The sequence below is a fragment of the Mycobacterium attenuatum genome (genome assembly GCF_900566085.1).
Classification (GTDB): Bacteria; Actinomycetota; Actinomycetes; order Mycobacteriales; family Mycobacteriaceae; genus Mycobacterium; species Mycobacterium attenuatum.
On the sequence record NZ_UPHT01000150.1, the window covers coordinates 25966 to 41587 of the forward strand.

Sequence of the window (15622 nt, forward strand, 5' to 3'; positions counted from 1 at the left end):
GTCGCGCCCGACGGCGCCCGCTAATAGCTCCTCGGCAGCTTCAAGGCGTGCTCCCCAAGGAAATTCAGGATCATCTCCTGACTGATCGGTGCGATCTTCATCAGGCGGGCCTCGCGGAAGTAACGCGCCACGTGGTACTCCTCGGCATACCCCATACCGCCGTGGGTTTGCAGCGCCCGGTCGGCCGCGGTGAAACCAGCGTCTGCGCACAGGTACTTGGCGGTATTCGCTTCGCGCCCACACGGTTTGCCGCTGTCGTAGAGCCACGTCGCCTTACGTAACATCAGCTCAGCGGCGTCCAGGCGGGCCAGCGAATCGGCCAGCGGAAACTGGATGCCCTGGTTCATGCCGATCGGCCGGCCGAACACCTCGCGGTCAGTGGCGTACTTGACCGCCTTGTCCAGGGCGGCTCTGCCGATGCCGAGCGCCTCGGCGGCAATGAGCATCCGCTCCGGGTTCAGCCCGTCCAGGATGTATTGAAAACCCTTGCCTTCCTCGCCGATTCGGTTCTCCACCGGTACTTCGAGGTTGTCGATGAACAACTCGTTGGAGCTGACGGCATTGCGGCCCATCTTGCGGATCGGGCGCACGTCGACCCGGCTGCGGTCGAGGTCGGTGAGAAAAAGCGTCATCCCTTCGGTCTTCTTGGCGCCCCGTCTTTTGACGTCGCCGAGCGACTCCGTGCGGGTCAGCAGCAGGATCTTGTCGGACTCCATCGCCTTGGAGATCCACACCTTGCGTCCGTTGACGAGATAGCGATCACCGGCGCGTTTCGCGAACGTGGTGATGCGCGAGGTGTCCAGCCCGGCACCGGGTTCGGTCACTCCAAAGCACACATGTACCTCGCCGGTTGCGACCCGCGGCAGCGTGCGCGCCTTGAGTTCCGCCGATCCGTGCACCACGACCGGTTGCATGCCGAAGATGGACAGGTGAATGGAGCTGGCGGCGTTCATGCCACCGCCCGATTTGGCGACTTCCTCGAGCAATATCGTCGCCTCGGTAATGCCCAGGCCGTGCCCACCGTACTCGACCGGAATCGTCATGCCCAGCCAACCACCCCGAGCTACGGCGTTGTAGAACTCCGTCGGAAACTCGTGCGCCTGGTCCTTTTCCATCCAGTAGTGGTCGTCGAACTTGCCCGCCAATTCCGCCACCGACCGGCGAATCAGTTCCTGGTCATCGGTCAGCTCGAAATCCATGCCACCTCCCGCGCGCGAGCAGACGCAGAAGCACCCGACACGCCGAGCGTGTCGGGGCTTTTGCGTCTGCTCGCCACCATGAGGCGGCCTCAGTCCTTGTTGCCGGTGAGTTCTTTCGCGCTAGCGGCAAATTCCGCGAACGACGAACCCGAGCGGGTGTCCTTGTGGTGACTGAGCGCCCGAATAGACACGTCGTGCCCTTCGGCGGCCTTGCGCAGCGCCCCGACCGTCGCCTGTTCCCGAGGAACATGGGGGAACGGGTCGAACGAGTACCAGCGCATCGCATTCTCGTGAGTGATCTTGTTGATCTCGTCGTCCGGAACGTTGTTGAGCGACAATACATCCCACAGCTCCTCGGGCGCGCCCGGCCACATCGAGTCGCTGTGCGGGTAGTCGGCCTCCCAGGCGATGTTGTCGATTCCGATCATGTTGCGCAGCGCCACACCCACCTTGTCGCTGATGAAGCAGGTCAGGAAGTGCTCACGGAAAACCTCGCTGGGCAGCTTGCCCCCGAAGTTCTGGTGGGTCCACGTGGAATGCATCTCGAAGGTACGGTCGGCGCGCTCCAGGAAATACGGAATCCAACCGGTGCCGCCCTCCGACAGCGCGATCTTCAGATCGGGATATTCCTTGATGGGCCGCGACCACAACAGGTCCGCGGCAGCCTGCACGATGTTCATCGGCTGTAGGGTGATCATCACGTCCATCGGCGCGTCGGGCGCGGTGATAGCCAGCCTGCCCGAGCTCCCGATGTGGATGTTCATCACGGTGTTGGTGTCGCACAACGCTTTCCACAGCGGATTCCAATACTCGTTGTGGAAGCTGGGGTAGCCCATCGCCGCCGGGTTCTCGGTGAAGGTCAGCGCGTGCACACCCTTTTTCGACACCCGCCGCACCTCGGCCGCGCACGCCTCGGCATCCCAGATGACCGGGATCGCCATCGGGATGAACCGCGCCGGATACGCACCGCACCATTCGTCGATGTGCCAGTCGTTGTAGGCCTGCACCAGCGCGATCGAAAAATCGGGATCGTCGGTGGCGAACAGCCTGGCGGCAAAGCCGGGGAAGGACGGGAAGCAGATCGAGGCCAAGATCCCCCCGGCGTTCATGTCCTTGATGCGTTCGTCGACGTTGTAGCAACCCGGCCGGATCTCGTCCAGGCCCGTGGGCTCGATGCCGTACTCCTCCTTGGGCCTGCCGGCCACCGCGTTGAGCGCCACGTTGGGGATGACGGTGTCGCGGAACTTCCACATGTCCGAGCCGTCGGGGTTGTGCACCAGCCTCGGGGCGTCGTCGAGGTATTTCGATGCCAGGTGATTCTTGAACATGTTCGGCGGCTCGACGGTGTGGTCGTCGACGCTGATCAGGACCATGTCCTCTTTGTTCATGGCCGTACCCCTCTCCGTTGGGTCCTTGGAGCATCTTCACGCGTATCTTCACGCGCGGCCAGCGAGCCGGCATCGGCGAGCCGTCTGCCTCCAAGCTCTCTATAGTTGGAAACTATCTTCTCGCGTAGTGAGAATCAACATTCAGCGAGCCGTGTGGGCCGGTGCCGCTGTGCCGCGAGGACCACCGGCATTGACCCCGGAAACGAATCGTGCAAGTCTATTAGCTGGAAATGAGAATCTAATTCTCCGCATGAGAGAGGGACTCGAACAACGCGCTGAGAGGAGGCCGTCGGATGCGTCTGCCGCCGCTGCCGGCCGACCAGTGGGATGAGGCTGTCCGGCAATCGCTCTCGGGCATGCTGTCCCCGCAACGCTGCAATCCGCACGACGCCGGCAACGCGCTGTCGACGTTCGCCAATCACCCGGCGCTGGCCAAGGCGTTCCTGAGGTTCAACATGCACCTGTTGTTCGCCTCCACATTGCCGCCCCGGGTCCGCGAGCTGGCCATCCTGCGGATCGCGCATCGACGCGCCTGCGCCTACGAGTGGACCCATCACGTATCGCTGGCCCGACAGGCCGGAATCAGCGAAGACGAGGTGGCCGCCGTCCGCCGCGGTGCAGCCGCCGACGACTTCGAACGCGCGGTGCTGACCGGGGTGGACGAGCTCGACGAGAAGTCGCGGTTGTCCAACGAGACCTGGGCCGCTCTCGGCGAACGCCTCGACGACCGCCAGCGCATGGACTACGTCTTCACGGTCGGCTGCTACGCGCTACTGGCCATGGCCTTCAACACTTTTGGCGTGGAGCTCGAACAGGACTCGAAACAGGACTCGAACAGGACTCGAAACAGGACTCGAACAGGACTCGAAACAGGACTCGAAACAGGACTCGAAACAGGAGAGGTAGCGCCTTGCCCCATTTCACCAAACCAGCCGCCGGCAGCTGGACGCAAAACTATCCCGAACTGGGCACCGCACCCGTCAACTACACCGATTCGATCGACCCGCAGTACTTCGCCGACGAACAGCGGGCCATCTTCGGGCGCACCTGGCTCAACATCGGCCGCGTCGAACGCCTGCCCCGCACCGGCAGCTACTTCACCAAGGAGCTGCCGTCGGCCGGTGCCGGCATGTCGGTGATCGTCGTCAAGGGCAAGGACGGCGTGATCCGGGCATTCCACAATATCTGCCGCCACCGCGGAAACAAGCTGGTGTGGAACGACTTTCCGCACGAAGAGACCGCCGGCACCTGCCGGCAGTTCACCTGCAAGTACCACGCGTGGCGTTACAGCCTCGACGGCGAATTGACCTTCATTCAGCAGGAGGACGAGTTCTTCGACGTCGACAAGAGCCAATACGGCCTCAAGCCGGTGCGCTGCGAGGTATGGGAGGGGTTCGTCTTCGTCAACCTCGATCCGGAAGCTGCCCCGCTAGCCGAATATCTGGGCACGATGGCCAAGGGCCTGGAAGGATACCCCTTTCACGAGATGACCGAAGTCTATTCGTACAAGGCCGAAGTCAGCAGCAACTGGAAGCTGTTCATCGACGCGTTCGCGGAGTTCTACCATGCGCCGGTACTGCATCAGGGCCAGTACACCAAGGATGAAGCTGCCAAGATGATGAAGTACGGATTCGAGGCGCTGCACTACGAGATTACGGGCCCGCACGCGATGATCTCGGTCTGGGGCGGTCAGTCGCCGCCTGCCGACCTGAGCATGGTCAAACCCATGGACCGGGTGTTGCGCAGCGGGCTGTTCGGTCCCTGGGACCGGCCCGACGTGATCAATGAGTTCGGCGAGCTGCCGCCGGGCGTCAACCCGTGCAAGGCCAAGCAGTGGGGCATCGACTCTTTTCTGTTCTTCCCCAACTTCATGCTGTTGATCTGGGCGCCGGGGTGGTATCTCACCTACCACTATTGGCCGACCACCGTGGACAAGCACATCTTCGAGACCAGCCTGTACTTCGTGCCCCCGCGAAACGCACGCGAACGACTGGCCCAAGAGCTGGCCGCGGTGACCTTCAAGGAATACGCGCTGCAGGACGCCAACACCCTGGAGGCCACCCAGACCATGATCGGCACCAAGGTTGTCACCGACTTTCCGCTGTGCGATCAGGAGATCCTGCTTCGCCATCTGCACAAGATGACCGGAGACTACGTCAAGGAGTACCGCAACAATGGCCACGCCACGCACGCTGCCCGCTGAATTCGCTGACCTCGAACCGTATTTGGACTGGGACCTGGCCAGCGAGCCCGAGCGCTACGCCAAGCGGTTGGCGTCCTCGATGCTGGAGATGCAGGCGTTCTACGATGCCGCGTTCCACCGACTCAACGACGCGATCGCCTACTGTGACAAATACCCACTCGACGAGCTGCCCGAGGACGCGCGGACGCTGATGCACGTGATGCAATCGCTGATCATGGTGTCGTTTCCGGTGGAGGCCTGGAAGCAGCCGCGGGTACCCGACAGCGGCGCCGCGTGGGTGGAACTGATCAAGGAGCCGGTGATCTGACAAGGTGATAACGGTCAGGGCTGCCGGGCTGCTGGACGTCGACGCCGGCGAGATCGTCCGGCCCGGCGTAGTGCGGGTCGACGGCGACCGGATTGCCCGCATCGGTGGCGATTCCACAGGTAAGGTCATCGATCTCGGCGACCAGATCCTGCTGCCCGGGCTGATGGACATGGAAGTCAATCTGCTCATGGGCGGACGCGGCGAGAAGCCCGGTTTGTCACAGGTGCAGGATGACCCGCCGACGCGGGTGTTGCGGGCGGTGGGAAATGCCCGCCGCACGTTGCGCGCCGGGTTCACCACCGTGCGCAACCTGGGCCTGTTCGTCAAGACTGGCGGGTACCTGCTCGATGTCGCGCTGGGCAAGGCCATCGATGCGGGCTGGATCGACGGACCTCGAATTGTGCCTGCCGGCCACGCTATTACGCCCACCGGCGGGCACCTGGACCCGACGATGTTCGCCGCCTTCGCGCCGCATGTGCTGGACCTGACCGTCGAGGAAGGCATCGCCAACGGTGTCGACGAGATCCGCAAGGCGGTGCGTTACCAGATCAAGCATGGCGCCCAGCTGATCAAGGTCTGCTGTTCGGGCGGAGTGATGTCGATGACCGGGCCGCCTGGCGCACAACACTATTCCGACGACGAACTGCGTGCCATCGTCGACGAGGCGCACCGGCGCGGCCTGCGGGTCGCCGCGCACACGCACGGCGCGGACGCGGTCAAGCACGCCGTCGCCGCCGGGATCGACTGCATCGAGCATGGCTTCCTCGTCGACGACGAGGCGATCGCGATGATGGTGCAGCACGGCACGTTTCTGGTGAGCACGCGCCGTCTGGCCGACGGCAACGCGATGGACATTTCCCACGCCCCACCCGAGCTACAGGCCAAGGCCGCCGAAATGTTCCCGAGTGCCCGCACCTCGATAGTGGCCGCTTACCACGCCGGCGTGAAGATCGCCGTCGGCACGGACGCGCCGGCGATACCGCACGGCCGCAACGCCGACGAGCTGGTCACCCTCGTCGAGTGGGGCATCCCGCCGCTGGCCGCCCTGCGGGCGGCCACGGTGACCGCAGCCGAGCTGATCAATGTGACCGACCGGGGCAGGCTCGCCGTGGGCACGCTTGCCGACATCATTGCGGTGCCAGGAAACCCGTTGCAAGACATCACCGTTACCCGCAGCGTCGGCTTCGTCATGAAAGGCGGCAAAGTTTATGTCCAGCAGAACTGACGACCTGGTTGAGATCCAGCAGTTGCTGGCACGGTATGCCGTCACCATCACCCAGGAAGACATCGAGGGGCTGCTGAGCGTCTTCACACCCGACGGGACCTACAGCGCATTCGGCGACACCTATCACCTCGACAGGTTGCCGGAACTGGTGGCCGCGGCCCCAAAGGGCCTGTTCCTCACCGGAACCGCGTTGCTGGAACTCGACGGTGACGCAGGCACCGGTACCCAGCCGCTGTGCTTTGTCGAACAAGCCACCCACGATATGCGCATCGGCTACTACCGCGACACCTACGTGCGCACCGCCGCCGGCTGGCGGCTGAAAACCCGAGCGATGACGTTCATTCGGCGTAACGGCGTGCACGACTCCGGACGTCCGCACGCCGTCGGACGTCCGGCACCGTGAATGTCGCGCAGTTCCGGGCCGACCTGTGCGCATGGCTCGACGACCACGATCTGACACCCGGGCCCGACCACTCCCTGCACGCGCAGATGCGGCAACTCGCCCGTGTCCACCGCGCTTTGTACGATGCCGGCTGGATGCGCTACGGCTGGCCGGTCGACGTCGGCGGGTGGGGCGGACCCGCGCTGCTGCGCGCGATCGTCGGCGAGGAGGTGGTCGGTCGCCGTCTGGCCGAACCGGGTCCGTATTCGATGGTCGAGGTCCTCGCGCCCACGATGATCGATTATGCGCCAACAGAACTCGCCACACAGCTGGTTCCGCGGCTGCTGAGCGGACGTGAGCACTGGTGTCAGGGCTTTTCGGAGCCTGGGTCTGGCAGCGACCTGGCGTCGTTGTCCACCCGCGCCACCCCGCACGGGGACGACTGGATTGTCAACGGGCAGAAAGTCTGGACCAGCTTTGCGCAATTCGCCACCCGGTGCATCCTGCTCACCCGCACCGCGCCGGGGCACGCGGGACTTACCGCGTTTCTGGTTGATCTGGACACGCCCGGCATCACCGTTCGCCCGCTGCGCACCATGCACGGTGTCGATGAATTCTGCGAGGTCTACTACGACGACGTGGTGGTTTCGGCCGGCCGGATGCTCGGGCGCCCGGGAGACGGCTGGCGGGTCGCGATGGACCTGTTGCCCCATGAGCGCTCGACCTGCTTCTGGCAACGAATCGCCTACCTGTATTCCCGATTGGACGCGCTGATCGCCGAGGCTGACGATCCCGACGAATCAGCGCTTGGTGCAGCCTATCTCGCGTTGCACACGCTGCGCTGCCGATCCCGCGCCACCCAGCACAGAGTTGCCGGCGGCACGCGACTCGGGCCAGAGACCTCGATCGACAAGGTGCTGTTGGCGACCGCCGAGCAACGCCTCTACGACACGGTCCGTGACCTGCTGCCCGGAACGCTGGAGCTCGACGACACACCCTGGCGTTCGGAGTACTTGTACGCGCGGGCGGCGACCATCTACGGCGGTACCGCCGAGATTCAGCGCAACATCATCGCCCGCCGGTTGCTCGACCTCGGGAGGGAATAGCGGTGGAGCCAACCGATTCCGAGTCGCTGCGCCTGCTGACCGACTCGCTGCGAACGACGATGTCCGCGGCGTCCGGGTGCCGCCTCGATGCGGCGCTGGCCAACTTGGGCTGGCTGGATATGCTCGAAGAAGCGTCTTATTTCGCCACTTCTCTGGTGTTCCGACTACTTGGTGAGACAGGAGCACACGCACCCGTGATCAATGACGTCGTGCTGCATGCGTCCGGGCGCCCGGGTGGGGGCACCGTGGCATTGCCATTCGCCGGGGGTTCGTGGGTGCTGTGGGAGCGAGGTGACCTTGGGGCGTCGACGCTGGATGACGAGCTGCCGATACACCGTGTGGCACAATCTGATTCAGTTCCCTCGGTGGCGCTGGCCGCGGGCCGGCGGGCGCTGGGCTGGTGGCTGGTAGGCACCAGCCGGGCGATGCTGGCACTGGCCCGCCGGCACGCGCTGGACCGGGCGCAGTTCGGGCGGCCCATCGCTTCCTTCCAGGCCGTCCGGCACCGGTTGGCCGAGGCGCTCGTCGCCATCGAAGGTGCCGAAGCCACCGTGCAGGCCGCCACCGACGAGCCCGACGAGTTCGCATGCCTGCTGGCCAAAGCCGCAGCCGGCCGGGCCGCACGGGTCGTCGCGCGTCATTGCCAGCAGGTGCTCGGCGGCATAGGCTTCACCGCCGAACACCAGCTGCATCGCCATGTCAAGCGGTCGCTGGTGCTCGACGGGCTGCTGGGAAGCTCGCATGAACTCGTGCGGGATGCCGGAGTGTCCCTGCGCACCAACGGTTTTGCCCCCCGGTTGGGTCAGCTTTGAAAGGCCGAGTTCGTATCAGAGGTACATCCCGGCCGGCGCCTGAGCTCGATAGCGACCGTTGCCTACCTCCGCGAGCAGCGTTGCGGTGCTGACGTTTCCGTCGTCTCCGGACAGCACGGCCCGGCGCACGATTTCGCGGATGTCGCTGCCGCTGGTGTTCTCGGGCAGCGCGGCCACGACCGTGGCGGCTTCGACGGTGCGGCCGCCGGGAAGGTCGCGGAGCAGCGCCGTCAGGATGCGGGCGGCATCGGCGCGGCTGGGGTAGCCGACTTCGATAACGGAATCGAACCGCCCGGTGCGAATAGCCGCCTTGTCCAGGGTGGCAGCGTCGTTGGTGGAGGCCAGCGTCAGGATGCGAGCATCGGGTTCAATGTCCATGGCCTGCAACAGCTCCGACAGTCCGGCATCGGTGCTGGAGCGGTCCCGGCACCACAGGTCGACATCTTCCAGAACGAGCAGCACCGGTCCGCCGAGACGCTGCGCTTCCTCCACGACAGCGGTCAGCAGCTGCGCACCGGCCTTCGCCTCGACGTAGATGACGGTGAATTGGCCGACGACTTCCCTGGCGACCACAGCGGTCACCGCCGACTTCCCGGTGCCGGGCGGGCCGCACAGCAATACACCGCGCCGCGCGCCGAGGCTGTGTGCGTTAAGGAGGCCGTGACGGTCGCGCACGGCGATCACGCCGAGGTCGACCTCGGCCCACACCTCGTCTGCGACGATCACGTTCTGACGGGTCGCGGTCGAGGGCAGGTCGATGACCGTCAAGCTCAGCCCGTGTCTATTGGTGGCACGTACCGCGCGGCCCCGGTACGGGTTGAGTTCGTTCGCCCGTTCGGCGAGCCGGTCCAAAACCGCGCGAGCCCGGGCCTGGTTGTCGGGAGTCACGTACGCGCTCACTTCGGCTGAGTACATTACGTTTTCACGTGTTTCGATGCGGATGACGCATCCGGCGCCGTCGAGCAGCGTCCCAGCGGGGAAGTGCACACTCAAACACAGGGGGTGACGGTAACGTTGCCCGCTGATCTCGGTCTGCGTCCACTTGGGCGGGTGGGCACACTCGCCCGGACCGATCTCGCAGACCTCTGCGTGCTCATCAATCCACTCAGCCAACACCAGCGCAGTGGTCAACCGGGCCACCGGATTGAGTTCGCGTTGCTCATCCAGCAAGTGCCCGCAATCGGCCACGCCCAGGCAGCGGGCGGTGAACCGGTCGGCGTTTTCAGCGCCCTCGCGCTCGGCGACGCCAACCAGCAACTCACCAAGTGCACGTAGCGCCGGACGCACATCCCAGTCCAGACCGTCGAGCCAGGCGTTGACGTCGGTGATCGGCCGGCGGCACGCATCGGCGCCGCCGGTGGGTCCGGCGGTCAGCTCGACCAGATCGTCATGGGTGAGTTTCATCGGCTTTCTGATGGTTGCATTCGAGACAAGGGCAGTTGAACAGGATCGCACCCGTGGCGGGCGGCGGTCAAACGAATTTGCGGCCCAGTCGGATTCGACCGTGGCGCAACGTCATCAGGGCCGAGTTGGCTGGCCGGCCTCCGCTGGCCGCCCGCTGAGCCGCGACCACCAATCTCGCGACACAACACGCCGGCGCGGCGTCGTGCCGTTCACACTCGCAACGGGCTAACTGCGCGGCAGACCGAGTATCCGCGCGGCGATGATGTTGCGCTGGATCTCCGAGGTGCCACCGGCGATGGTGCCGGCGAAGCTGCGCGCATACCGGTCGAACCAGCTGCCGTAGTGGTCGTCGAGGTTCAGCGGCGCGAATGGAGCTGTCACCGAAGGGTGTCGGAGCCCGTCGGCTTCCGCGGCGCTCAGCGCATCCTCCGAAGCACGCTGCAATGCCTCCGAACCGAGCAGCTTGAGCACCGATTGCGCGGGCACATCTTCGTCGCCGCGCGCGGCCCGGGCCAGCACCGCAGATCCCAGCAGCCGCATCGCGTGAGTGTCCATCACCAGGGTGGCGTAACGGTCGAGCTGCAGCACATCCGATGGAATGAAATCGATTGTCATCTCGCCCAAGAGGTTTGCGTATCCCAGCCAGAGCATGACGCGTTCGTGGCCGAGCGAACCGGTTGCCACCCGCCAGCCCCCGTTGAGCTCTCCTACCAAATTTTCGGCCGGTACCCGCACATCGGTGAAGAACACCTCGTTGAACTCGACATCGTTGTGACCGCACACCGACGGAAATGGTCGTCGAAGCACCCCGGGAGTGCCCGTCGGGATCAGCAATACACTGATTCCCTTGTGTTTTGGCGCGTGGGGCTCGGTACGCACGAAGGTCAGCAACACGTCGGCGTCGTGAGCGCCCGACGTCCATACCTTCTGTCCGTTAACCACGAAGTGGTCACCGTCGAGCACCGCACGGGTTTTCAGTGACGCCAGATCCGAACCGGCGCCGGGTTCGCTCATCCCGAGCGACGCTGTCATCTCGGCCCGCAGAATCGGCACGGCCCAGCGCCGCTTCTGCTCCTCAGTTCCGAATGACAGCAAGGATTCGGCGATGATCCCCACACCCTGAGGGTTGAAGCTGCGATAAATCCGCCGCCTGGCCAGTTCCTCCGAATACACATACTGCTGCAAGAGCGATGCGTTGCGGCCACCGAACTCCGGCGGATTGCCCGGCAGCAGCCACCCATTGTCGAACAGCACCTGCTGCCACCGGCGCGCCCACTCCGGCACATGTGAGCACGACCGGGGCCGCTGCATCCCGGCAGCTTCGTCGGGCAGATGATGGTCGAGAAACGCGACGAACTCACGACGAAATGCCTCGACATCGGCATCAAAGGTCAGCTGCACGGCACTCCTGGGCACCCGCTCTCTTGATTGCGCTGCCAAACACGCGGGTGAGAGAATAGTATTCTCGTCACGAGGCAGTTACAATCTCCAAGACATCGTCGACAAGCCCGTGAGGAGGTCGAGCGCAGCGATGCCACGGCGTTCTCCGGTACAGTCCAACCATGTCTTGTCCCCGCGGCAGTCATCAGAGCCGCCCGTGACCAATGCCAGCGAAGAGCCGGCCTGGAAGCAGCGCGCCGTCGAACGCTCTATCAAGACCGCGAAATTGCGCGCGGCACAGCGGGTTCAGCGCTTTCTGGACGCCGCGCAGGCGATCATCATCGAAAAGGGCAGCACTGATTTCACCGTCCAGGAAGTCGTGGACCGATCCCGCCAGTCGTTGCGGAGCTTTTATCTCCAGTTCGACGGCAAACACGAGCTGCTGCTAGCGCTGTTCGAGGATGCGCTGAGTCGTTCGGCCGATCAGATCCGCGCCGCCACCGAAGGCCATGCCGACCCGCTGGACCGGCTGAAGGTCGCCGTCGAGCTGCTGTACGAGGCCTCCCGCCCCGACCCCACGGCCCAGCGGCCCCTGTTCACCGACTTTGCGCCACGCTTGCTTGTTACGCATCCGGCCGAGGTCAAGGTCGCTCACGCGCCCCTGCTGGCGTTGCTGACCGAGCTGATGGAAGACGCCGGCAAGGCCGGCAAGCTGCGCACCGAAGTCAATCCTCGGCGGATGGCCGCTATGACCATGCAAACCGTCATGTTCATCGCGCAGTCCAGCGGCGGCAAGGATGAGGCCACCGCCCATCCGATCACCGCCGAGGAGGTATGGGACTTCTGTTCACGCGGCTTCGCCGGCGCGTAACTGTCCAACGAATATCGCAATCTGGGCTCACCAACCGAACCAGTTGAGAACTTGATTCTCTTGGATTAAGAATTCTCAATGGCAAAAACGAATCCGGCGTTGACACTCATTGGCCAGTGATGACAGAGTTCAGATGCGGCACGATTCGCGCTCCCGCGGGGGAACGGGTGAGCGCGTTCCGGCGAGAGGCGATAACCCGTGACAGTCACCGCAGATAGCGATGTGTATTTCGATCCGTACGACGTAAAGCTCAACGCCGACCCCTACCCGATGTTCCGAAGGCTCCGCGACGAGACGCCGCTGTACTACAACGCCCGGCACGACTTCTACGCGCTGAGCAGGTTCGCCGACGTCGAACGGGCGATCGTCGACTATCAGACGTTCAGCTCGGCCAGGGGCGCGATCCTGGAAATCATCAAGGCCAACCTCGACATCCCGCCGGGTGTACTGGTATTCGAGGACCCGCCCATTCACGACGTTCACCGTAAGTTGTTGTCGCGCATGTTCACTCCGCGAAAGATCAGCGATCTCGAGCCGCAGATCCGCGAATTCTGTTCGCGCAGCTTGGATCCGCTGGTGGGCTCCGGAAAGTTCGATTTCGTTGCCGACCTCGGAGCCCAGATGCCGATGCGAGTCATCGGCATGCTGCTGGGTGTTCCGGAGGAAGACCAAGAAGCTGCAAGGGATTTCGCCAACGCCCAGCTGCGCACCGAGGCCGGTCAGCCGATGAAGGCATCGACCGACGGCATGGTCAGCGGCGACTTCTTTGCCCGGTACATCGATTGGCGCGCCGCGCATCCCGCCAACGACATCATGACCGAACTGCTCAACGTCGAGTTCGAAGACGAGACCGGGACGGTGCGCCGGCTCCGACGCGACGAACTTCTCATCTATGTCAGCGTCGTCTCCGGAGCGGGCAATGAGACCACCACCCGGCTTATCGGCTGGGCGGGAAAGGTACTGGCCGAACATCCGGATCAGCGGCGTGCGCTGGTCGACGACCCGTCGTTGATTCCGCAGGCCGTCGAGGAATTGTTGCGATATGAGCCGCCTGCTCCGCACGTGGCCAGGTATGTGACCCGTGACGTCGAGTACTACGGCCAGCAGGTGCCCAAGGGCAGCGTCATGATGATGCTCATCGGAGCTGCCAACCGCGACCACCGCCAATTCCCACCTGACGGAGACGTTTTCGATATCCGGCGCGAACCGCGTCAACACCTGACGTTCAGCGTCGGTACCCACTACTGTCTCGGCTCGGCGCTGGCCCGACTGGAGGGACGGATCGCACTCGAGGAGATCCTGAAGCGATTCCCCGAATGGGATGTCGACCTCAGCCAGGCAAAGCTGTCCCCCACCTCCACGGTGCGGGGCTGGGAGACCATGCCGGTCGTCATCGGCTGAGTCACTTGAGAAATGAGGTAAACATGGCCGAAGACCGTCAAGGCCGTGTCGAGGGAAAGGTCGCCTTCATCACCGGGGCGGCGCGCGGTCAGGGCCGCAGCCACGCGGTGCGATTGGCGCAGGAAGGCGCCGACATCATCGCCATCGACGTGTGCAAACCCATCGTGGCCCACACCGCTATCCCACCGTCGACTCCCGAAGACCTGGCGCAGACAGCCGATCTCGTCAAGGGCCTCAACCGCAGAATCTTCACGGCCGAGGTCGACGTGCGCGACTACGACGCACTCAAAGCCGCGGTGGATACGGGCGTCGAACAATTGGGCCGTCTGGACATCATCGTGGCCAACGCCGGCATCGGCAACGGCGGCGACACCCTGGACAAGACCACCGAATACGACTGGCAGGAGATGATCGACGTCAATCTGTCGGGTGTGTGGAAGACGGTCAAAGCCGGTGTGCCGCATGTCCTGGCCGGTGGCAACGGCGGGTCGATCATCCTGACCAGTTCGGTGGGCGGCATGAAGGCCTATCCGCATTGCGGCAACTATGTCGCCGCCAAGCACGGTGTGGTGGGCCTGATGCGGTCGTTCGCCGTCGAGTTGGGACAGCACATGATTCGGGTCAATTCGGTGCATCCGACGCATGTCAGCACCGCGATGATCATGAATGAGGGGACGTGGAAGTTGTTCCGTCCGGACCTGGAGAAGCCGGGTCCCGACGACATGGCCCCGATCTGTCAGATGTTCCACACGCTGCCGATTCCGTGGGTCGAGGCCGAGGACATCAGCAATGCCGTGCTGTTCCTGGCCTCCGACGAATCCCGGTACATCACCGGTGTCACCCTGCCCGTCGACGCGGGCGGCTGCCTGAAATAGGGTTCCTTCCCATGGCGGGATCTACCGGATTTGCCGGGCGCGGGGCGGTCATCACCGGGGGGGCGAGCGGCATCGGTTTGGCCACCGCCACCGAGTTCGCCCGTCGCGGCGCGGCTGTGGTGCTCGCCGACGTCGACCAGCCCGGGCTCGAACAGGCCGTCACGCACCTGCGTGCCGGTGGCTTCGAGGCGCACGGCGTGATGTGCGACGTCCGCCATCTGCGCGAAGTCACCCATCTCGCCGACGAGGCGTCCCGCCTGCTGGACCGCGTCGACATCGTCTTCAGCAACGCCGGCATTGTCGTCGCGGGTCCGATCGCCGACATGACGCACGACGACTGGCGCTGGGTGATCGATATCGACCTGTGGGGCTCGATTCATGCCGTCGAGGCATTTTTGCCGGGTCTGCTCGAACATGGCGGTCATATCGCGTTCACCGCATCCTTCGCCGGGCTGGTGCCCAATGCCGGCCTCGGGGCTTATGGCGTCGCCAAGTATGGCGTCGTCAGCCTGGCCGAAACCCTGGCCCGCGAGGTCAAAGACCGCGGAGTCGGCGTTTCGGTGCTGTGCCCCATGGTCGTTGACACCAAACTGGTCTCCAACTCCGAACGAATCCGCGGCGCGGATTACGGGTTGTCGTCGACACCGGACGTGACGGGGACGACGGGTTCGCTTCCGGCGCAAGATGACAGCCTCACCGTCGACGACGTCGCGCGGCTGACGGCCGACGCGATTGCGGCCAACCGCCTTTATGTGCTGCCGCATCAGGCCGCCCGGCCCTCCATCCGCCGCAGATTCGAGCGTATCGATCGCACCTTCGACCAGCAGGCCGCCGAGGGTTGGTGCCACTAAGGCATGCCATCGGCCACAGCAGTCACCGGCCGAGGGAGACCATGCCATCTGACGGCCATACAGCGACCGGCCTATCTTGACGACCTTGTCGCGTTCGCAGTCCGCTTCTCGTGCTTGGACGGCGTCGAGTGTGCTTCGACGGCGTCCAGCGTGCTTCGACGGCGTCCAGTGTGCGGCCAGGGCGGGCAGATCGCGATATTCCCTCCCTACGAGCACGC

14 protein-coding genes and 1 pseudogene are annotated in these 15622 nt (G+C 64.4%); 11 read left to right on the forward strand and 4 right to left on the reverse strand.

The genetic code is table 11. From position 1 onward, the window contains the following. Positions 1-20 precede the first annotated feature (20 nt). Both EET13_RS23950 and EET13_RS23955 read right to left on the reverse strand, forming a co-directional pair. Positions 21-1199 carry an acyl-CoA dehydrogenase family protein gene (locus EET13_RS23950; RefSeq protein WP_122444594.1) on the reverse strand — a complete coding sequence of 393 codons (1179 nt, stop codon included), beginning with the start codon at positions 1197-1199 and terminating at the stop codon, positions 21-23. 89 nt (positions 1200-1288) lie between these two features. Then, positions 1289-2587: an amidohydrolase family protein gene (locus tag EET13_RS23955; RefSeq protein ID WP_122444595.1), complete on the reverse strand. Its 1299-nt coding sequence runs from the start codon at positions 2585-2587 to the stop codon at positions 1289-1291. Between the two features lie 293 nt (positions 2588-2880). On the opposite strand from EET13_RS23955, the pseudogene EET13_RS23960 reads away from it, so the two are divergent. The 7 genes and pseudogenes from EET13_RS23960 to EET13_RS23990 all read left to right on the forward strand — a co-directional run. Next, positions 2881-3399, forward strand: a pseudogene (locus EET13_RS23960) (carboxymuconolactone decarboxylase family protein); the annotation flags it as partial. 98 nt (positions 3400-3497) lie between these two features. Continuing rightward, positions 3498-4790: an aromatic ring-hydroxylating oxygenase subunit alpha gene (locus EET13_RS23965; RefSeq protein WP_122444596.1), complete on the forward strand. Its 1293-nt coding sequence runs from the start codon at positions 3498-3500 to the stop codon at positions 4788-4790. Next, positions 4762-5097 carry a hypothetical protein gene (locus EET13_RS23970; protein ID WP_122444597.1) on the forward strand — a complete coding sequence of 112 codons (336 nt, stop codon included), beginning with the start codon at positions 4762-4764 and terminating at the stop codon, positions 5095-5097. The genes EET13_RS23965 and EET13_RS23970 overlap by 29 nt, the downstream gene beginning before the upstream one ends. Before the next feature lie 4 nt (positions 5098-5101). Further along, complete coding sequence (locus tag EET13_RS23975; RefSeq protein WP_122444598.1) at positions 5102-6322, forward strand: metal-dependent hydrolase family protein; 1221 nt, start codon at positions 5102-5104, stop codon at positions 6320-6322. Then, entirely contained in the window at positions 6306-6725 is a 420-nt protein-coding gene (locus tag EET13_RS23980) for a nuclear transport factor 2 family protein (protein ID WP_122444599.1), read from the forward strand. Before EET13_RS23975 ends, EET13_RS23980 begins: the two co-directional genes overlap by 17 nt. After that, positions 6722-7810 carry an acyl-CoA dehydrogenase family protein gene (locus EET13_RS23985; RefSeq protein WP_122444600.1) on the forward strand — a complete coding sequence of 363 codons (1089 nt, stop codon included), beginning with the start codon at positions 6722-6724 and terminating at the stop codon, positions 7808-7810. The genes EET13_RS23980 and EET13_RS23985 overlap by 4 nt, the downstream gene beginning before the upstream one ends. Positions 7811-7869: 59 nt before the next feature. Then, entirely contained in the window at positions 7870-8622 is a 753-nt protein-coding gene (locus EET13_RS23990; protein ID WP_122444666.1) for an acyl-CoA dehydrogenase family protein, read from the forward strand. A gap of 15 nt (positions 8623-8637) precedes the next feature. Here the strand turns inward: EET13_RS23990 and EET13_RS23995 are convergent, their stop codons facing one another. Further along, a complete protein-coding gene (locus EET13_RS23995) occupies positions 8638-10026 on the reverse strand; it encodes an AAA family ATPase (RefSeq protein ID WP_122444601.1) in 1389 nt (462 codons plus the stop codon). Positions 10027-10251: 225 nt separating this feature from the next. Continuing rightward, positions 10252-11427, reverse strand: coding sequence for an acyl-CoA dehydrogenase family protein (locus EET13_RS24000; RefSeq protein ID WP_122444602.1), 1176 nt, complete (start codon positions 11425-11427; stop codon positions 10252-10254). A gap of 196 nt (positions 11428-11623) precedes the next feature. Here EET13_RS24000 and EET13_RS24005 point away from each other — a divergent pair, with 196 nt between their 5' ends. The 4 genes from EET13_RS24005 to EET13_RS24020 all read left to right on the forward strand — a co-directional run bounded on the left by EET13_RS24005 (position 11624) and on the right by EET13_RS24020 (position 15404). Next, entirely contained in the window at positions 11624-12277 is a 654-nt protein-coding gene (locus tag EET13_RS24005; RefSeq protein ID WP_122444603.1) for a TetR/AcrR family transcriptional regulator, read from the forward strand. Between the two features lie 198 nt (positions 12278-12475). Further along, positions 12476-13678 carry a cytochrome P450 gene (locus tag EET13_RS24010; RefSeq protein ID WP_122444604.1) on the forward strand — a complete coding sequence of 401 codons (1203 nt, stop codon included), beginning with the start codon at positions 12476-12478 and terminating at the stop codon, positions 13676-13678. Between the two features lie 23 nt (positions 13679-13701). Continuing rightward, positions 13702-14553 (forward strand): mycofactocin-coupled SDR family oxidoreductase, encoded by an 852-nt coding sequence (locus EET13_RS24015; protein ID WP_122444605.1) that lies wholly within the window; start codon positions 13702-13704, stop codon positions 14551-14553. An 11-nt stretch (positions 14554-14564) separates the two neighbouring features. Next, complete coding sequence (locus EET13_RS24020; RefSeq protein WP_122444606.1) at positions 14565-15404, forward strand: SDR family NAD(P)-dependent oxidoreductase; 840 nt, start codon at positions 14565-14567, stop codon at positions 15402-15404. Positions 15405-15622: the final 218 nt, after the last annotated feature.